We start from the raw sequence: 18,442 nt of genomic DNA, 5'->3' as shown, positions 1-18,442 counted from the left end.
GTGCGCTGCTGCGTCCGGATCCTGCCATTTCAGGCCACGGAGGAGGAGGTTCCGGGGTGCAGCGGACGGCGTTGCCGCAGGTCAGCGATATAGAGTGAGTTTTCCGGACCGGACGTCCAGGCGATCGGAAGTGAGGAGGGGAGACCTTGGGTTCCGACTCGGGGGCGCGCACCGCCTTCGCGGAACGCCTCGCCCTGCTGTACAAGGAAGCCGGCAATCCCCCGCTCAAGCGGGTCTCCGAAGCGGTCGTCCGGTTGCAGCGGGTCGACGAACGCGGGCGGCCCGTGCGGGTGTCCGCCCAGCGCATCAGCGACTGGCGGCGGGCCCGGAACGTACCGGCCCAGTTCGCCGCCCTCGCCGCGGTGCTCCAGGTGCTGATCCCCGAGGCGCGCAGGGCCCGGCCGGCCCCGGTGTCCCCCGGTCTGTACGACGTCGGGCAGTGGCAGCGGCTGTGGGAGAGCGCGGTGGCCGGGCCGGCCGGCGAACGCCCGGCGGCGTCCCCGGCCGAGGAGCAGGTCCCGACCGATCCCGCGCCCGCGCCGGGCTGGGTGTGCCCGTACCGGGGACTCGCCTCCTACCGGCTGGAGGACGCTCGCTGGTTCTTCGGCCGGGAGCGCAGTACGGACGCGCTCGTCGAGCAGCTGGCGGCGGTGCCGCCGGCCGGCGGTCTGGTGATGCTGGTCGGCGCGTCCGGAGCGGGCAAGTCCTCCCTGCTGAACGCCGGTCTGGTGCCGGCCCTGCGGGAGGGGGCGCTGGCCGACGACGACGCCCTGCCCGAAGCGGACGGTGACGGCCGGACCGGGCGGGAGCGGCTGGTCGTGCAACTCCTGCCGGGCAGTGATCCGCTGGCGGAACTCACCCGGCGCGTGCCCGAACTGGCCTCGGTCCTCCCGGCCGTGCGGGGACCCGGGGGAGCGGCGGGGACGTCGCCGGAGGGGGATGCCCCGGGCAGGGCGGTCGCGGAGGGGGACGTCTTCCGGGCAAGCCCGGAGGCGAAGGCCCACGGCACCGCCCCGGACCACGTCGCCCACGGTGCGTCTCCGGCCGGGGACACCCCCACCGGTCCCACGGCCGCGACCGACTCACCCGCCCCGACCGGCCACTTCACCTCCAGCGGCCATCCCGGCTCCACCGGTCGCCCCAGCTCCAGCGGCCGCTCCGACGCAGGCGGTCACCCCAGCCCCAGCGCCCACCCGGGCCCCAGCGCCCACCCGGGCCCCAGCGGCCACCCCGACGCAAGCGGTCACCCCGACCCCAATGCCCACTCCGGCACAGGCGCTCCTCTCGACCCCAACGTCCACTCCGGCCCCAGCGCCCACCCCGACGCAAGCGGTCACCCCGCTCCTCGCACTCACCAGCCAGAGCCGCCGAGCGCGCACCCCGACCCGACCGGCTCGCCGGATCCGCCCGGCGCGTCGCTCCACCCCACGCCCCGACCCACCACCCCCACGACGACCCCCCACTCACCCCCACCCGCACCACCGGACACCCCCGCCACCGGCCCCGCGACCTCGGCCTCCGCACCGGAACCGGGTACTCCCCCCTTCTCCGCCGCCGTCCGGGCCGCCGTCACCGCCTGGGCCCGGCGTGAGGATCCGTCGGGTGCCCGTCCCGTCGTCATCGTGGATCAGTTCGAGGAAACGTTCACGCTCTGTTCCGACGAGACCGAGCGCCGGATCTTCGTCGAGGCGCTGCACGCCGCCTGCTCCCCCGCCGCCCCGGGCGAACCGGCCCCGGCGATCGTCGTCCTGGGCATCCGCGCCGACTTCTACGAGCAGTGCCTGCGGTACCCGGAGCTGGCCGACGCCCTCCAGCACCGGCACATGGTGCTCGGGCCGCTGACCGCCGCCGAGCTGCGCGAGGCGGTGACCGGCCCGGCCAAGGCGGTCGGACTGGAACTGGAGCCCGGCCTCGCGGAGCTGATCGTCCGGGAGGTCAGCGCGGACGGCCCTCGCGGGGCGCACGACGCGGGCGCGCTGCCGCTGCTGTCGCACGCCCTGCTGGCCACCTGGCAGCGCCGCAAGGGGGGCCGGCTGACCCTGGCCGGTTACCGCGCGGCCGGCGGCATCCAGGGTGCCGTCGCGGCGACGGCCGAACGGGCCTGGTCCCGCCTCGACCCGGCGGCGCGCACGGCGGCCCGGCTGCTCCTGCTCCGGCTGGTGCGGCTCGGCGAGGACACCCAGGCCACGCGGCGGCGCGGCACCCGGCGCCAGCTCGCCGAGGAGTCGGCCGATCCGGGCAAGACCGAGGAGTCCCTGGAGGCGCTGGTCCGCGCCCGGCTGGTGACGCTCGACGCGGAGACCGTCGAGATCACGCACGAGGCGCTGCTGCACGCCTGGCCGCGGCTGCGCGACTGGATCGACGAGGACCGGCAGGACAATCTGCTGCGCCAGCGCCTGGAGGAGGACGGCCGGGCCTGGGAGGAGTCGCACCGCGACGCGTCGCTGCTGTACCGGGGCTCCCGCCTCGAACAGGCCCACAACTGGGCGAAGTCGGCCGGGGACACCTTCCTGACCCGCAGCGCGGTGGAGTTCCTGGCCGCGTCCGTGCGGCTGCGCCGGCGGGTCATCTGGATCAGCCGGGCGGCGGTGGCGTCGCTGATGGCGCTGGCCCTGCTGGCGGTCGGCGCGGCCGTGATCGCCTGGAAGCAGCGGGACGAGGCCGTGTTCGAGCAGGTGCTCGCCCAGGCCGACCGCGTCCGGGACACCGACCCGTCGCTGTCCGCCCAGCTCGACCTGGTCGCCCACCGGCTGCGGCCCGACGACGAGGGCGCGAGCAGCCGGCTGATCTCCGTCGTGAACGCCCCGCTGGCCACTCCCCTGTCCGGGCACACCGGCGCCGTCTACCTCACGACCTTCAGCCCCGACGGCCAGACCCTGGCCACCGCCAGCTACGACCGCACCGTGCGGCTGTGGAACGTGGCCGACCCGCAGCGGCCCGAGGCCCTGGGCGAGCCGCTGACCGGCCACACCAGCTGGGTGAGCAGCGCGGTCTTCAGCCCGGACGGCCGGACCCTGGCCAGTGCGTCCGACGACGGCACGATCCGGCTCTGGGACGTGACCGACCCGAGCCGCCCCGAGCCGCTCGGGAAGCCGCTGACCGGCCACGACGGCACGATCTACCTGATCGCCTTCAGTCCGGACGGCCGCACGCTGGCCTCCGCGAGCGACGACCGGACCGTACGGCTGTGGGACATGACCGATCCGCGCCGGCCGCGGGCGCGGGGCGCGCCCCTGACCGGGCACACGGCCGCCGTGCGCTCGGTGGCGTTCAGCCCGGACGGCAGGACCCTGGCGGCGGGCGGCGACGACGGCACGATCCGCCTGTGGGACACGACCGACCCGGGGCGTCCCGAGCCGGCCGGCAGGCCGCTGACCGGCCACACCTCCACCGTGCATTCGGTGGCGTTCAGCCCCGACGGGCGGACGCTGGCCAGCGGGGGCGAGGACGGCACCGTGCGGTTGTGGAACATGGCCGGATCCGATCGCCCCGAGGCCATCGGAACGCCGCTGACCGGCCACACCGGACCGGTCTGGTCGGTGGCGTTCAGCCCCGACGGGGGCATGCTCGCCGCCGCCAGCTCGGACACCACGGCGAGTCTGTGGAAGGTGGCCGATCCGGCGCATCCCGCGCAGGTGGGCGGGCCGTTGTCGGGCAGCAGCGGCGAGATGTTCGCGCTGGGGTTCAGTCCCGACGGGCGCACCCTGGCCACCGGCGCGGGGGACAACAAGGTGCGGCTGTGGGCGCTGCCGCGGTCGGACATGACCGGCCGGACCGGGACGTTCCGGCCGGACGGGCAGGTGCTGGCCACGGCCGGGCGCGACGGACGGCTGCGGCTGTGGGACGTACGGGCGCCGAGCAGGCCGGTGCGGCTGGGCGAGCCGTTCCGCCCCGGCAAGGGGGACGTGCGCGCGCTGGAGTTCTCACCGGACGGCCGCACCCTGGCGGTGGTGACCGGCGACCGGGCCGTGCAGCTGTGGAACGTCGGCGATCCCGCGCGTCCCGTCGCCCACGGCCCGCCCGTCCCGCTGCGCATCCGGTACGCCGATCCGCTCGCCTTCAGCCCCGACGGCCGCACCCTGGCCACCGCCGACGACGACCGCACGATCCGGCTGTGGGACATCTCCGACCGCTCCCGCCCGCGTCCGCTCGGCACGCCGCTGACCGGGCACAAGGGCTACGTCAACCACCTGGTGTTCGGCCCGGACGGCCGGACGCTGGCCAGTGGCAGCGCGGACGGCACCATCCGGCTGTGGAACGTGGCGGACCCGGGCCGGGTCTCCCTGGTCCGCGCCCCGCTCCGCGGTCACCTCGGCGCGGTCAACGTCCTCGCCTACAGCCGTGACGGCCGGACGCTGGCCAGCGCGGGCGACGACACCTCCGTCCGGCTCTGGGACGTGTCCGATCCCGCCCGGGCGGTGCTGCGGAAGCGGCTGACCGGCCACTCCGAGGCGGTCGTGGCGCTGACCTTCAGCCGGGACGGCCGCAGGCTGGCGAGCGGCGGCAACGACAGCACCGTGCGGCTGTGGAACGTGTCCGACCCGGCCGCGGCCGACGCGATCGGCCAGTCCATGACCAGCGCGAAGGCCGGCAACTACCTGGCGTTCAACCCGCGCAGCGGCATGCTGGCCGTGTCGAGCGGAGCGGACTCCATCCGGCTGTGGGACCTGGACGTCGACCGGGCCGCGCAGCGGGTGTGCGCCCTGACCCGGGGTGTGCTGACCCCGGACACCTGGCACGAGTACCTGCCCCGGCAGTCCTACGACCCGCCCTGCGACGGCTGAACGAGAACTGCTCGCCCCAACAGCCGTGTGGGGCAAGGGAGTTGAGTGATACCAGTCACAACCGGCGTCCAGTCCCGCGGAGTCGGCTCGCGGGGCGCAAGCGCTTGTTACCCTTGGCCATGGCCCGACCGCTGGTGCATCCCCCGTCGCCAGCGGTCGGGTCTTCGCCGTCCGCGGCCCGGTGCTGCGTCAGCGCAGGTCGAGGCGCATGAGCACGCGCGGATGGCCGGCCAGGACCGAGGTCGTCGGGGCCGCGAGGGTGAAGCCCGCGCGGGCGAAGTTCTTCCGCAGACCGGCGTAGGCCATGGTCAGGTCGACCTTCGCGTCGCCGTTGTCCAGCGGGTACGCCTCGACGGCCGGAGCGCCGTGCGACCGGGCGAAGTCGACGGCGCCGGCGATCAGGGCGTGCGAGATGCCCTGCTTGCGGTGGCCGGGGCGGACCCGGACGCACCACAGGGACCACACGGGCAGGTCGTCGACGTGCGGGATCCTGCGGTTGCGGGCGAACGTGGTCTGCGCGCGCGGGGCGACGGCGGCCCAGCCGACCGGTTCCGCGCCGTCGTAGGCGAGCACGCCGGGGGCGGTGTCGGCGCGGCACAGGCCGGCGACGTACTCGCCGCGCGCCGGGCCGCGCAGTTCGTTGTTGAGCCGGGACGGGATCCGGTGGCTCAGGCACCAGCAGACGTTCGCGCCGGGTGACTTCGGGCCCAGGACGGCGCGGACGTCCTCGAACTCCGAGGCCGGCCGCACGACGATGCTCATACGCCCACGATGTCACGCCCCGGGCTGCGGCGCCGGGGGTGCCGGCCGGCCCGTCGTGGAGCGGGTGACGCTGTCGAGGTCCTTCGGGGCGGCCCTACGTGGACGCCCGGGCGTCCCGGGCCAGCCGGTGCCAGTCCAGGTCCCGCAGCCCCGGCTCGGTCCGGCAGTCCGCGGGCAGGCGCGGGGCGGACTGGAACCACAGGACGGTGAGGCGCGAACGGTAGGCGACGGGGTCGTGGGCCGGGTCGAGGGCCGCGGAGTGGAACGTGCCGAGGCAGGCCACCGGGGGCAGCACCTCCACCGGCCCGAGACCGCCCGCGTACTGGTCGGGGTACTCGCGCGGCGGCGGGACCAGGTGCACGGGCGTGCCCGGCCGGGCCCGCCGGGCGGACCGCAGCAGCGTCCGGATCCGCAGGTCGTTCACCGGCTTGCAGGGATAGCCCTCCAGGTCGCCGTAGGTCGAGGTGAACCGCAGCTCGGCGAGGTCGACCGGGCGGCCGGAGGCCAGGACGAGGCGGGCGAGCGCCAGGGCCGGCGCTTTGACGTGCTGGGGCATGGGGGTCTTTCGCTGTTCCTGGTCGGGGCCGCGCTCGGCAGGGGCGGGGCGGTGGTCACGGCCGGTGTCCGGTGAGCCGCGCCGCCGACGCGACGGTCGCCCGGGCCTCCCGCTCGGACAGGCCGGTGTCGACGGCGGCCTCGACCAAGGGCTCCACGAGCGCGGGTCCGATGCCGTCCTCGTAGGCCCGGCAGGCGGCCCAGAACAGCCGGGTGTTGCGCTGGCCCTCGTGCGCGGCGAGGACGAACTGGACCAGGCCCTGGCCGTGGCCGCCGGCCGGGTCCGGCGGGTGCCGGTGGCTGCGCGGCGGCGGCGGGAGCAGCAGCCGCAGCAGGGAGCGCGGGCAGGGGGCGGGCGGCAGGTGGGCGGTGCCGGGGGCGGCGGCGTAGACGCCGTGCGCGGTGCGTGAGCCGGGGCCGACGAGGTAGCCGCCCGCGCCGCGGATGTCGATGCCCGGCGCGAGGCGGCCCGCCGAGTTGGGGACGACCACGTCGGGCGGGCCGCTCAGCCACAGGTGCCGCCCGCCCGAGGGCGTCACGACGACCACGGTCGGCGGGATGGTGAAAAGGTGCCGTAAGGCCAGTTCGCGCAGGGCCGCCGAGGAGTCGGTGCCGGTCTTCACGTCCAGGTCGACGCCGACGAGGTGGTGCGGGGGCAGTCCGCAGGCGATGCCGTAGCCGGTCGCCCAGGGCGCGGCGGCGAACAGTTCGCGGATGCGGGCGGGGTCGCTGGAGGCGTCGTACACCCCGTGCCCGAGGCGGCCGCACTCGCCGTGGCAGGGGGAGGGCAGGGGGTCGTCGCGGTGGGGGGAACGCAGCGCGGGCAGCTTGGTGCGCGACAGGGGGATGACGGCGAGCCCGCGCTCGGCGGCTGACAGGGCGTGCGCGAGGGCCAGCGTCGTGGCCTGCCGGTCGGTGGTGGCCATGACTCTAGTTTCGTACGTGCGTTCGAAAAAGGAAAGGGGGAGCGAGGGGGGACGCGCCGGGGGCGGTGGGCGACGGGGGAAATGTGCCGTAACGCTTCACCTCTTGCGGCGCCCGGGATCGAAAGCTCCCGTTCGCCCCGGTCCGGGGCGGAAGTGACGCGAGGGGGTTTATCGACTTGTCCTCACGCTTGCGTGCGAAGAGTGGCTTCCGAGGTGGTTCGCCGGGGTTCGGCGGGCAACTCTGGACTCGCGACGTCGAGCACCGCACCGGGGCGGCCGGCCAACTTCCCCGGTGAGACCAGCAGTTCACACAGCACCGCCGGCCTCGGCCGGCACGACCACGGTTTTCCCGGAGTCCTGGAGGGACAGCACCATGGCAAGCATCCGCACCGCCCGCGTCATCGCAGCCGTCTCCGCCCTTCCGCTCGCGGCCGCCCTCTTCGCCGGTGTCGCGGCGGCGGACAACGGCGCCTTCGCGGACGGCGGATCGATCGCGGCCGTCAGCGAGGCCGAGCAGGGCATCCTCGGCAGCGGCGTCGGCGGCGACAACTTCGGCAACGCGGCCACCACACAGCAGCAGGCCGTCGGCGACGGCGCCTCCAACCAGAGCAATACGGCCCAGGTCAACGGTTCGGCCTTCACGGCCGTCAACCAGGGCAACGCCAATACGGCCATCAGCTTCACCCCGCTGTGGTGGTGAGCTGACGGGGCCGGTGCGGCGGCGCCGGCCCGGGGGGCGCGGGGGGTGTCCTGCACGGGGTGGCACGGGTCTGGGCGGCGGTACTCCGGTACCGCCGCCCAGGCGTGCGTGCGGACGGGTGCGGCCGTCCCCTCAGGGACGAACCCGCAGTACTCCCCGGCCCCCGCTCCACCTACAGGAGGTGCAGTCACCCCCACCCCTACAACCTGAGGGGGACCCCGCTTCGGGACCTGCGGCCGATCCGCCGGGCACACCCCGCTCCTAGCGTGGAGCCATGACCACACTCGTCTGCACCACCGCTTCGAAGGCGGCCGCGCCAGCGGCGCAGACCCTTCCCTACCCGTCGTTCTCGTCGTACGTCAGAGCCCGCCGGCCGGTGCTGCTGCGAACCGCCCGCTCGCTCACCGGCAACCCGAGCGACGCCGAGGACCTGCTGCAGACCGCCCTGACCAAGACGTACGTCGCCTGGGAGCGGATCGAGGACCACCGCGCCCTCGACGGCTACGTCCGCCGGGCCCTGCTGAACACGCGGACCTCCCAGTGGCGCAAGCGCAAGGTCGACGAGTTCGCCTGCGACGAGCTGCCCGAGCCCGAACCGCGCTCCGGCGGCGGCGAGGACCCGGCCGAGCAGCAGGCCCTGCGCGACGCGATGTGGCGGGCGATCATGCGGCTGCCGGCCCGGCAGCGCGCGATGGTCGTCCTGCGGTACTACGAGGACCTCAGCGAGGTGCAGACGGCCGAGGTGCTCGGCGTCTCGGTGGGCACGGTCAAGTCGGCCGTCTCCCGCGCCCTGGGCAAGCTCCGCGAGGACACCGAGCTGGAACTCGCCCGCCGCTGACCCGCCGGCACCGCAAGTCCCCGGACAGCCGTCGTCCGCCCCTGTGATCCGTTCCTCCGGCGCGGCGTGATGTGATCGATCGCCCGGTCCTAGTGACATACCGCGCGGTATGTGCGCAGAATCAGCGCACATCCCTTACCACCGCGCAGGCAATGTCGCCCCGGGAGGACGCCGTGCTGAGCACCATGCAGGACGTACCGCTGCTGATCTCGAGGATCCTGACCCACGGGTCGACGATCCACGGGACATCACAGGTGACCACCTGGACCGGTGAGGACGAACCGCACCGCCGGTCCTTCGCGGAGATCGGCGCCCGCGCGGCCCAGCTCGCCCACGCGCTGCGCGAGGACCTCGGCGTCACCGGCGACGAGCGGGTGGCGACCCTGGCCTGGAACAACGCCGAGCACGTCGAGGCCTACTTCGCGATCCCCTCCATGGGCGCGGTCCTGCACACCCTGAACCTCCGCCTCCCGCCCGAGCAGCTGGCGTGGATCGTCCACCACGCCGCCGACCGCGTGATCATCGCCAACGGCTCGCTGCTCCCCCTGCTCGCCCCGCTGCTGCCCCACCTGAAGACCGTCGAGCACGTGGTCGTCACGGGCCCGGGCGACCGCTCCCTGCTCGCCGAGGCCACCGCGCAGGTCCACGAGTACGAGGACCTGATCGCCGGCAAGCCGGTCACCTACGACTGGCCCGAGCTGGACGAACGCCAGGCCGCCGCCATGTGCTACACCTCCGGCACCACCGGCGACCCCAAGGGCGTGGTCTACAGCCACCGCTCCATCTACCTGCACTCCATGCAGGTCAACATGGCCCAGTCGATGGGCCTGACCGACCAGGACACCTCGCTGGTCGTGGTCCCGCAGTTCCACGTGAACGCCTGGGGCCTGCCGCACGCCACGTTCATGACCGGCGTGAACATGCTGATGCCGGACCGGTTCCTCCAGCCGGTCCCGCTCGCCGCGATGATCGAGAGCGAGAAGCCGACCCACGCCGCCGCCGTCCCGACCATCTGGCAGGGCCTGCTCGCCGAGCTGACCGCGCACCCCCGCGACGTCTCCTCCCTCACCCAGGTCACCATCGGCGGCTCGGCCTGTCCGCCGTCGCTGATGGAGGCCTTCGACCAGCTGGGCATGCGGGTCTGCCACGCGTGGGGCATGACGGAGACGTCCCCGCTGGGCACGGTCGCGCGTCCGCCGGCCTCCGCGGTCGGCACCGACGCGGAGTTCGCCTACCGCCTCACCCAGGGCCGCTTCCCGGCCGGTGTCGAGGCCCGGCTGACCGGCCCCGGCGGCGAACGCCTCCCGTGGGACGGGGAGTCGGCCGGTGAGCTGGAGGTGCGCGGCGCCTGGATCGCGGGCGCCTACTACAACGGCCCCGACGCCGAACCGCTTCGCCCCGCCGACAAGTTCAGCGAGGACGGCTGGCTCAAGACCGGCGACGTCGGCACCATCTCGCCCGACGGCTTCCTCACGCTCACCGACCGCGCCAAGGACGTCATCAAGTCCGGCGGCGAGTGGATCTCCTCCGTCGAGCTGGAGAACGCCCTGATGTCCCACCCGGACGTCGCCGAGGCGGCCGTCGTCGCCGTGCCCGACGACAAGTGGGGCGAGCGGCCCCTGGCCACGGTCGTCCTCAAGGAGGGCGCCTCCGTCGGCTTCGAGGACCTGCGCGGCTTCCTCGCCGACGAGGGCAAGATCGCCAAGTGGCAGCTCCCGGAGCGCTGGACGATCGTCGAGGCGGTCCCGAAGACCAGCGTCGGCAAGTTCGACAAGAAGGTGCTGCGCAAGCAGTACGCGCAGGGCGAGCTGGACGTCACCCGCCTCTGAGGCCCCCGGCGGACCGCCGTACGGCAGCGCCTCACCGTCGTACGGCGGTCACGCCCCAGCCCAGAAGCAGCCACAGCCCCGCCACCGCGCACACCCCGTCCCAGCCGAAGTGGCCGTAGGCGGCGCCCGCGAGGGCGGAGGCGGCGGCGCCGCCCGCGAAGCCGGCGACCACGTAGGCGGTGTTGGCGGTGGCCGGGGTGGAGGTCGAGGTCAGGGCCAGCGTCTGGTTGGCGACGTGCGACGCCACCAGCGCCGCGTGGATCGCGACCGCGGCGGCGAACAGGGCGCCGAGCGTGTGCCCGCCGAGCCGGAACAGCGGCACGGACACGGCCGCCACCAGGTACGCGGACCGCACCACCCGGCCCGCGCCGAACCGGTCCACCAGCCCGCCCGCCAGCGGCGCCACCGCGCTCGCCGTCAGCCCGAACAGTCCGAACAGCCCGGCGGCCGCGGTGGACAGGCCGTACGCCGGCCCGGTCAGCAGCACGGCGAGCGACGTCCACAGCGCGCTCCAGGCGCCGAACATCCCGGCCTGGCGCACGCAGGCCCGCCACAGCTCCGGCGAGCCCCGCAGCACCGACGGCAGCGCGGCGAGCCCGGAGAAGAGCGAGCCCTGCCTGCTGCGCCGCGAGGGCAGCACGCAGGCGGTCGCCAGGCCCAGGACCAGGGTCAGCACGGCGGCGCCCGCGAACACCCAGCGCCAGCCGAAGGCCTGGCCCGCCAGTCCGCCCAGCACCCGGGCCGCGACGATGCCGGTGAACAGGCCCGCTATGACGGCGGCGACGTGCCGGGCGCGCCGCTCGGCCGGGGCCCGCTCGGCCACCAGCGGCACGAGCAGCTGCGGCACGACGGTCGCCGCCGAGGCGACGAACACGGCGACCGCGAGGATCCCGGCGCCGGGCGCGAGGGCACTAGCCGCCAGCGCCAGGGCGGTCACCAGCGTGAGCCCGGCGACCAGCCGGCGCCGGTTGACGCTGTCGCCGAGCGGCGCGAAGAACAGCAGGCCGACCGCGTAGCCGAGCTGTGCGACGGAGGCGATCCAGGCCAGGGCCGAGGGGGTCGAGCCGAAGTCGCGGGCCATCAGGGACAGCAGCGGCGCGGCGAGGTAGATGTTGGCGGCGGTGACCGCGCTGCACACCGCGAGCAGGGTGAGGAAGAGACCGGGGGAGGGCGTGCGCGGTGCCCGCGCCGGGGTACGGCCCGCCTGGGGGGTGGTGGTCGTGGTCGTTGTCGGCATGAGGGGAGGACTCCTTGGAGTCGGCTCTAACAACTAACTGGTTGGTTGGCTGATGGCGCCAACAGTCTGGGCCGCCCCGTCATTCCCTGTCAACCAAACAGTTGGTTGCCTGGGCGCGCTACCCTCTCCCCCATGGCAGCAAGGGACCCCGAGGCCACCAAGGCCCGGATCTTCGAGGCGGCGGTCGCCGAGTTCGCCCGGCACGGGATCGCCGGCGCCCGCATCGACCGCATCGCCGCCGAGGCGAAGGCCAATAAGCAGTTGATCTACGCCTATTTCGGCAACAAGGCCGAGCTCTTCGCGATCGTCCTCGAACGGAAGATGCTCCACCTCGCCGAGGCCGTCCCCGTCGACCCCGACGACATCGAGGGCTGGATCGACCGGCTGACGGACTACCACGCCGCCCACCCCGAACTGCTGCGCCTGCTCTTCTGGGAGGGCCTGGAGTACGGCAGCGCCGAACTGCCCCACGAGTCCGACCGCCAGGAGCACTACGCCCGCAAGGTCGCCGCCCTGCGCGACGGGCAGGAGCGGGGTGTCGTCACCGACGCGATCCCGGCCGCCGACCTGCTGTTCCTGCTGACCGCGCTGGCCAACTGGACCGCCGTCGTCCCGCAGATGCGGCGCATCCTGGTCGGCGGCGGCGACCCCGACCGGGACCGGCTGCGCGCCTCGGTCAAGGAGGCGGCCCGCCGCCTGACGGCCCGCTAGGGCCGCATGGCAGGCCAGGGCCTCACGGCCGGGCAGAGGGCCTCATGGCCGGGCAGGGCCTCACGGCCGGGCAGAGGGCCTCATGGCCGGGCAGGGCCTCATGGCCGGGCAGGGCCGCACGGGTCGCTGTCCTGGCGCCGGTCCGTCTCCGGATGGGTGTCGAGCCAGCGGCGTGCCGCCAGGCTCAGCGGTGGGTGGTCCGGCTCGTCCATCGTGCCCTCCGCCACCGCCTCGGCCCACCGCCGCAGGACCCGCGAGCGATGCGGCGCCGTCAGCACGGAGGTGCTGATGTCGTGCTCCCACGTCGTCGCGAAGACCAGCACGTTCCCGTCGAGCGAGAGCATGCGGAACTCGGGGCGGCAGGAGGCGCTGCCGAGCAGGCCGACAGCGCCCTCGCCCATGACGTCCCACTCACGCTGCAACTCGACGCAGAACCATCGGGCGGGGCGGTCCTCGCCGGGCCCGAGCGCGAGGAGGAACCTGCGGTCGGTCCCGGAGAAGAGCCCTCCCTCGACGGACAGCCGGTACCAGTCGGCGTTGGCCCTCTCCCGCAGCCGCGGCTCCAGGACGTCGAGCATGGCCTCGACGCGCCCTTCGTCGTGGGGGCAGCTCGCCGCCTGGCCGGCGACGATGGGAGGGAGGAGCCCGTCGGGTTCGGTCCATCCGTCCACGATGCGCAGACCTGCCGCGGCGAGAGACTCCATGTCGGCCATCATGCCGTCGCCGCCGGTGGGCACACGCGGCAGGGCGGCAACCGACTGCGCGCCGGCCGGACCGGCCGACGCCCCGGCCGGTCCTAGTTGGTGCCGATCCGGCTGAGCAGCTCCACGATCCGGGTCTGCACCTCGTTGCTGGTCGACCGCTCCGCCAGGAACAGCACCGTCTCGCCGGACGCCAGCCGCGGCAGGTCCGCCTGGTCGACGGCGGCGGTGTAGACGACGAGGGGGGTGCGGTTGAGCTGCCCGTTCGCCCGCAGCCAGTCGACGATCCCGGCGTATCCCGCCTGCCGCCGGTGCACCTGCAGCAGGTCCATCACGACCAGGTTCGGCCGGAACTGCCCCGCCAGCGTCACCGCGTCCGCGTCGCTCGCGGCCCGCGCGACCTGCATGCCGCGCCGCTCCAGCGTCGCCGTCAGCGCCAGCGCGATCTCGGCGTGCTCCTCGATCAGCAGCACCCGCGGCGGGTGCTGCTCACTGTCGCGCGGCGCCAGCGCCTTCAGCAGCACCGCCGGGTCGGCCCCGTACGCCGCGTCCCGCGAGGCCTGGCCCAGCCCGGCCGTGACGAGCACGGGCACCTCGGCCGCCACCGCGGCCTGCCGCAGCGACTGCAGCGCCGTGCGCGTGATCGGCCCGGTCAGCGGGTCGACGAACAGCGCGGCCGGGAACGCCGCGATCTGCGCGTCGACCTCCTCGCGCGAGTTCACGATCACCGGCCGGTAGCCGCGGTCGCTCAGCGCCTGCTGGGTGCTGACGTCCGGCGCGGGCCACACCAGCAGCCGCCGCGGATTGTCCAGCGGCTCGGGCGGCAGCTCGTCGTCCATCGGCTGCGGCCGGGGCGGATCGGCGACCTCGACGGCCCCGCCGGGACCGTCCAGCGGCTCGGGGCCCTCGGCCGCGTTCTCGTCCGGCGCGCCTATGGCGTACGAACGCCCGCCGCCCTCCGTCACCGGCGCGAGCCGCGTCTGCCCGGCCAGCGAGTGCTGCGCGGGCATGGGCGCGGGAGCCGGGGCGCCCGGCGGGACCGGTGTGCCGGCGGGGGTCCCGCCGGGAGGCGTCGGATCGGCCGCCGGATGCGGCAGGGCGGCCTGCTCGGGACGGCCCGCGCGGTCCACCGGTCGCGGTGCCTGGTCCGGACCGGCCTGCGGTTCCGCACGCGCGGCCGGGTCGGGCGGCGTGCCGAGCTTGCGACGGCGGCCCGAACCGCCCGGCGCGTGCGGGGGAGGCGTCGCCGGGCCGTGGGCGGCCGACGGCTGCTGGACCTGGGCCGCCTGCCGGGTGAACGGCACGCCCTGCCCCAGCGTCCGGACGCTGATCGCCCGTCCCTGCGTCGAGTTGGGGTCCACGGGCGCCGCGGCCTCGGCGGGCAGCGGCTGGGCCGCTCCCCGCGCAGCGGCACCCTGCGGGGGCACCGGGGTCCCGGGAGCGGGCGTGTTCCGCTGGGACGCCCCGTTCGGGGCACTCGGAGCCGCACTCGGGGCGCCCGGGGCGCCCTGCGGGTGGGCGCTCGGCGCGGCACCGTTCGGAAGCACGGGGGGCACGGGGACACCGGCGCCCGAGGTGCCGCCCCCGGCGGGCCATCCGCCGGGGATCGGCGTGCCCGGGGCGGGGGTTCCCTGAGCCGGGGTTCCCTGAGCCGGGGTTCCCTGCGCGGGTGCGGCTTGAGCCGGTGCGGCCTGAGCGGGGGTCGTCCGAGCCGGGCTCGCCTGGGCCGGGACACCCGGGTTCTGCCCGGCGGCCTCCGCGGGCAGCGGCTGAGCGGCGGAGGCGTGCTGGTCGGGTACGGCCGGTGCCTGCGGAGGCAGCGGCTGCGCCTGCAACTGCACCGCCTGGCCCGGCAGCACCCCCTGCACGCTGTGACCGAGCCCGCCCGGGCCGGGCAGGGGACCTGCCTGCGGCGGCACGGCATCCGGATGCGGCCCGGCGACGCCCTGCGGCGCCGCGGCGTTCGTGGGCATGCCGGGGGCGTTGCCCTGCGGGGGCACACCCGCACCCGGCGCGACCCGGGCGGCGGGCGCCGCGGCCTGACCGGGCACGCCCGGTACCGGCACGGCCTGTCCGGGCGGAACGGCCCCGGCGACCTGCTGGGCGGGGAACCCCTGGGCCGGGACACCCTGCGGGGGAACCACTCCCTGCCCGGCACCGGCACCAGGGGGCACGGCACCGGCACCAGGGGGCACGGCACCGGCACCAGGGGGCACGGCACCCGCAGGCACCGGAACGGAAGGCATAAATCCCGCAGGCCCGCCGGCCACCGGAGCGGCTCCCGCGGACGCGGCGGCCACCTGGCCGGGATGCCCCGGCACGGCCCCCGGCTGCCCGGCACCCTGCGGAGCCGGAGCCGGAGCCGGAGCCGGAGCCTGAGCCGGCACGGACGGGTCGGGAGCCGGTGCCCCGGCGGACTCCGGCGCGGCCACGGCACGCCGTCGGCGCCCGGTCGGCCGGCTGGTCGGGTGCGGCTGGGGCGGCGTGTGATCGTCGGACCGGTCGTGCGGAACGGCATCGTGCCGCCCCTCCTCGACGCCCTCGTCACCGGCGGTGCCGGGCACCGCCACGGCTCCCTGCCCGGCAACCGGAGCACCGGCCCCACCGGCACCGGTCTGCCCGGACGGTGCCTGCACGCCCGGGCCCGTACCCGCGCCTGTACCCGCACCCGGTGCCACCTGGTCGGCCTCGGCGGGCGGCAGCGCGAAGACCGGACGCGGTCCGGCCGCCGCAGCCTGCTGCGCGGCCGCGGCGCGCTCGTTGGCTGCGGCCAGCGCCCTGCGCCGGCGCCCCGTCGGCTGCGGTGCCTGCGCCGGACCCTGATCCTGCTCCTGCGAGCCCGGAGAGCCCTGCGCGTCCTGGTCCTGCGCGCCGGACGGCGCCGCCGGAAGCGCCGCGGGCAGCGCGTGCTGCTCACCGGGCTCACGCCGGGCACGCCGCCCGGACGGCACGGGCACGCCCTGCGGCGGAACGGTGCCGCCCAGCCCGGTGTTCGAGGCGGCGGCGCCCGCGTGCTCCCCGGCCATCACGACGGCGCCCTCGGCGACACCCTGCACCGCGCTGCCGACGGCCGCCGCACCGGCGTCCTCGGCGGCCCGGCCGCGACGCCGCCCGGTACCGCTCGAGGCGGCGTCCTCGCCGGAGGCCTGCGCGGGCAGCGCGGCCGGTTCCCCGGCGGCGCGCCTCCTGCGCCGACCGGTCGGCACGCCGCCCTCGGCACCGGAGCCCGCCTCGTCCTCGCCCTCACCGACGGGGGCGTCCCCGTCGAGGAAGGCGTCGGTGCCGCCCCGCCGGGCACGGCGGCGCCCCGCGCCGGAGGGCTGTTCGCCGGACGCGAGTGCCGGCGCGGCCGCCGCCTCGTCCACCGGCTGCCCGGTGACGGCCCCGGCCCCGCCGCCGAGCGGGACTTCGAGGACGTACGCACTGCCGCTCATCCCCGGCACGTCGTGCGTCTGCAGGACGCCGCCGTGGGCCCGGACGATCCCGCGCACGATCGGCTCGTGCACGCTGTCGCCCCCGGCGTACGGCCCGCGGACCTCGATGCGGACGACCTCACCGCGCTGCGCGGCCGCCACGACGACGGTGTTGTCCATGTAACCGCCCACCGACACGGGCGAGTTGCCGGTCGCGTCCACCCCGGCCACGTCGGCGACGAGATGGGCGAGGGCGGTGGCGAGCAGCCGGGGGTCGACCTCGGCCTCGATGGGCGGGGCGTGCACGGCGAACTGCACCCGCCCGGGCCCGATGAGTTCCACGGCCCCGTCGACACCGGCGGCGACGACGGCGTCGAGCATCACCTTCGTCCGGGCGACGTTCTCGCTGCCCGCGTCGAGCCGCTGGAAGCCGAGGACGTTGTCGATCAGGGTCGTGATGCGCGAGTAGCCGGCCGAGAGGTGGTGCAGCACCTGGTTGGCCTCGGGCCACAGCTGCCCGGCGTCGTCGGCGGCGAGCGCGGCCAGTTCGCGGCGCAGTTCCTCCAGCGGCCCGCGCAGGGACCGGCCCAGCAGGGTCAGCAGCTGCTCGTGCCGTGCGGAGAGCGCGTCGAACCGGTCCTTCTCCCGCTCCCCGAGGGCGGCGTACCGCTCCTCGTTGGCGGCGAGTTCCTCGGCGTGCCGCTCGCGCAGCTCCTCCAGCTCGGTGACGTGCTGCTGGCGCAGGGCGGTCAGCTCGGAGGCGTGCTCCTCGGAGAGCCGCTCCACTTCCTCCGCGTGGGCCTTCTCGGCCGCCTCCTTCTCCTCGACGACGGCGTCGTAGGGCCGCCGGTCGGTGAAGGTCATCACGGCGCCGACGAGCTGGTCGCCGTCGCGCACGGGCGCGGTCGTCAGGTCGACCGGGACCTTGGCGCCGTTCTTGGCGTACAGCACCTGCCCGCGCACCCGGTGCTTGCGCCCGGAGCGCAGGGTGTCGGCGAGCGGCGAGTCCTCGTAGGGGAAGGGCGAACCGTCGGCCCGCGAGTGCAGGACGAGCGTGTGCAGCTCGCGCCCGCCCAGATCGCTGGCCCGGTAGCCCAGGATCTGCGCGGCCGACGGGTTGACGAGCACGATCCGCCCGTCGGTGTCGGTGCCGACGACGCCCTCGGCGGCGGCCCGCAGGATCATCTCGGTCTGCCGCTGCGACCGCGCCAGCTCGGCCTCGGTGTCCACGGTCCCGGACAGATCGCGCACGACGAGCATCAGCAGCTCGTCGCCGGTGTAGCCGTAACCGTCGTACGCCTGCTGCCCGTTCTCGAGATTCGCACTGGTGACCTCGACGGGGAACTCCGTCCCGTCGGTCCTGCGCGCCACCATCCGGGTCGGCTTGGTGCGCGCCCGCGGGTCGAGGTGCTCGGGCCGGCGCATGGAACCCGGGATGAGTTTGGAGTCGAACTGCGGCAGCAGGTCGAGCAGCCCGCGCCCCACCAGGGCGGTGCCCGGGGTCTCGAAGGCCTCCAGGGCGATGGTGTTGGCGTTGACCACCGTCCCGTTGGCGTTGACCAGCACCAACGCGTCGGGGAGGGCGTCCAGTATGGCTGCGAGGCGAGCAGCGCCTCGGGATGGCCTGCTGCTCACGAGACGCTTCCCTCCTGTTACCGCACCTTGCCGACCGCTCGGGCCATCTTGCCAACCGTCCCGCAGCGTGTCACGCGAGGGAGTCTAAGGGCTGGGGTTGCGCTCGCGACGCCGGATGAGAGCGACGTCGCACGGGGAAGGGACCCCGGACCGGCACGCGGGCGACCCCGAACGCCCGCCCTCCTGCGACGACGTCGCGGGACCTTCGCGGGACCTTTACGACGAAGACGTTTCTGTATGTTTCGGCCGAGCCGGCCTGATGTGGGCGGAGTGTGGCGCACAGAGGGGTGTGCCGTGGAGGCGCGGGACGGGTCCGGCCGGGTCCCCGGTGGAGGGGGGACCCGGCCGGCA

11 protein-coding genes are annotated in these 18,442 nt (G+C 75.3%); 5 read left to right on the top strand and 6 right to left on the bottom strand.

All coding sequences use genetic code 11. The features are described 5' to 3' along the window. The first annotated feature begins 146 nt into the window (after positions 1 to 146). On the top strand, positions 147 to 4,784 hold the full coding sequence (locus tag ACZ6ZN_RS20675) for an nSTAND1 domain-containing NTPase (RefSeq protein ID WP_469648232.1): 4,638 nt from the start codon (positions 147 to 149) through the stop codon (positions 4,782 to 4,784). A gap of 189 nt (positions 4,785 to 4,973) precedes the next feature. On the opposite strand, the gene ACZ6ZN_RS20670 is transcribed toward ACZ6ZN_RS20675, so the two are convergent. The 3 genes from ACZ6ZN_RS20670 to ACZ6ZN_RS20660 all read right to left on the bottom strand — a co-directional run bounded on the left by ACZ6ZN_RS20670 (position 4,974) and on the right by ACZ6ZN_RS20660 (position 7,027). Then, positions 4,974 to 5,546 (bottom strand): GNAT family N-acetyltransferase, encoded by a 573-nt coding sequence (locus ACZ6ZN_RS20670; protein WP_469648230.1) that lies wholly within the window; start codon positions 5,544 to 5,546, stop codon positions 4,974 to 4,976. Between the two features lie 94 nt (positions 5,547 to 5,640). After that, positions 5,641 to 6,102 (bottom strand): hypothetical protein, encoded by a 462-nt coding sequence (locus tag ACZ6ZN_RS20665; RefSeq protein WP_398109243.1) that lies wholly within the window; start codon positions 6,100 to 6,102, stop codon positions 5,641 to 5,643. 55 nt (positions 6,103 to 6,157) lie between these two features. After that, positions 6,158 to 7,027: a bifunctional DNA primase/polymerase gene (locus tag ACZ6ZN_RS20660; protein ID WP_469648228.1), complete on the bottom strand. Its 870-nt coding sequence runs from the start codon at positions 7,025 to 7,027 to the stop codon at positions 6,158 to 6,160. A gap of 373 nt (positions 7,028 to 7,400) precedes the next feature. Between ACZ6ZN_RS20660 and ACZ6ZN_RS20655 the strand changes: the two genes are divergently transcribed. The 3 genes from ACZ6ZN_RS20655 (at position 7,401) to ACZ6ZN_RS20645 (ending at position 10,394) form a co-directional block, all read left to right on the top strand. Beyond that, positions 7,401 to 7,727: a hypothetical protein gene (locus tag ACZ6ZN_RS20655; protein ID WP_398109245.1), complete on the top strand. Its 327-nt coding sequence runs from the start codon at positions 7,401 to 7,403 to the stop codon at positions 7,725 to 7,727. Positions 7,728 to 8,001: 274 nt separating this feature from the next. Then, positions 8,002 to 8,565 (top strand): SigE family RNA polymerase sigma factor, encoded by a 564-nt coding sequence (locus ACZ6ZN_RS20650; RefSeq protein ID WP_398109246.1) that lies wholly within the window; start codon positions 8,002 to 8,004, stop codon positions 8,563 to 8,565. Positions 8,566 to 8,717: 152 nt separating this feature from the next. Next, positions 8,718 to 10,394, top strand: coding sequence for a long-chain fatty acid--CoA ligase (locus ACZ6ZN_RS20645; RefSeq protein ID WP_469648223.1), 1,677 nt, complete (start codon positions 8,718 to 8,720; stop codon positions 10,392 to 10,394). Positions 10,395 to 10,425: 31 nt separating this feature from the next. On the opposite strand, the gene ACZ6ZN_RS20640 is transcribed toward ACZ6ZN_RS20645, so the two are convergent. Next, complete coding sequence (locus ACZ6ZN_RS20640; protein WP_469648221.1) at positions 10,426 to 11,631, bottom strand: MFS transporter; 1,206 nt, start codon at positions 11,629 to 11,631, stop codon at positions 10,426 to 10,428. A gap of 132 nt (positions 11,632 to 11,763) precedes the next feature. Between ACZ6ZN_RS20640 and ACZ6ZN_RS20635 the strand changes: the two genes are divergently transcribed. Further along, on the top strand, positions 11,764 to 12,342 hold the full coding sequence (locus tag ACZ6ZN_RS20635; protein WP_398109249.1) for a TetR/AcrR family transcriptional regulator: 579 nt from the start codon (positions 11,764 to 11,766) through the stop codon (positions 12,340 to 12,342). Between the two features lie 98 nt (positions 12,343 to 12,440). On the opposite strand, the gene ACZ6ZN_RS20630 is transcribed toward ACZ6ZN_RS20635, so the two are convergent. Then, the gene (locus tag ACZ6ZN_RS20630; protein ID WP_469648219.1) at positions 12,441 to 13,046 is read right to left on the bottom strand and encodes a hypothetical protein; all 606 of its coding nucleotides are present in this window, start codon (positions 13,044 to 13,046) and stop codon (positions 12,441 to 12,443) included. 92 nt (positions 13,047 to 13,138) lie between these two features. Beyond that, on the bottom strand, positions 13,139 to 18,091 hold the full coding sequence (locus tag ACZ6ZN_RS20625) for a hybrid sensor histidine kinase/response regulator (RefSeq protein ID WP_469648216.1): 4,953 nt from the start codon (positions 18,089 to 18,091) through the stop codon (positions 13,139 to 13,141). Positions 18,092 to 18,442 lie beyond the last annotated feature (351 nt).

Source organism: Streptomyces sp. NPDC053665 (assembly GCF_055585285.1).
The sequence above is the reverse complement of the archived record's forward strand: the minus strand, read 5'-3'. Positions and strand labels throughout refer to the sequence as shown.

Coding starts and splice junctions, on each gene's coding strand:
- ACZ6ZN_RS20630 (WP_469648219.1), bottom strand. CDS start 13,046: ATGGAGTCTCTCGCCGCGGCAGGTCTGCGCATCGTGGACGGATGGACC.
- ACZ6ZN_RS20660 (WP_469648228.1), bottom strand. CDS start 7,027: ATGGCCACCACCGACCGGCAGGCCACGACGCTGGCCCTCGCGCACGCC.
- ACZ6ZN_RS20650 (WP_398109246.1), top strand. CDS start 8,002: ATGACCACACTCGTCTGCACCACCGCTTCGAAGGCGGCCGCGCCAGCG.
- ACZ6ZN_RS20640 (WP_469648221.1), bottom strand. CDS start 11,631: ATGCCGACAACGACCACGACCACCACCCCCCAGGCGGGCCGTACCCCG.
- ACZ6ZN_RS20655 (WP_398109245.1), top strand. CDS start 7,401: ATGGCAAGCATCCGCACCGCCCGCGTCATCGCAGCCGTCTCCGCCCTT.
- ACZ6ZN_RS20665 (WP_398109243.1), bottom strand. CDS start 6,102: ATGCCCCAGCACGTCAAAGCGCCGGCCCTGGCGCTCGCCCGCCTCGTC.
- ACZ6ZN_RS20670 (WP_469648230.1), bottom strand. CDS start 5,546: ATGAGCATCGTCGTGCGGCCGGCCTCGGAGTTCGAGGACGTCCGCGCC.
- ACZ6ZN_RS20635 (WP_398109249.1), top strand. CDS start 11,764: ATGGCAGCAAGGGACCCCGAGGCCACCAAGGCCCGGATCTTCGAGGCG.
- ACZ6ZN_RS20645 (WP_469648223.1), top strand. CDS start 8,718: ATGTCGCCCCGGGAGGACGCCGTGCTGAGCACCATGCAGGACGTACCG.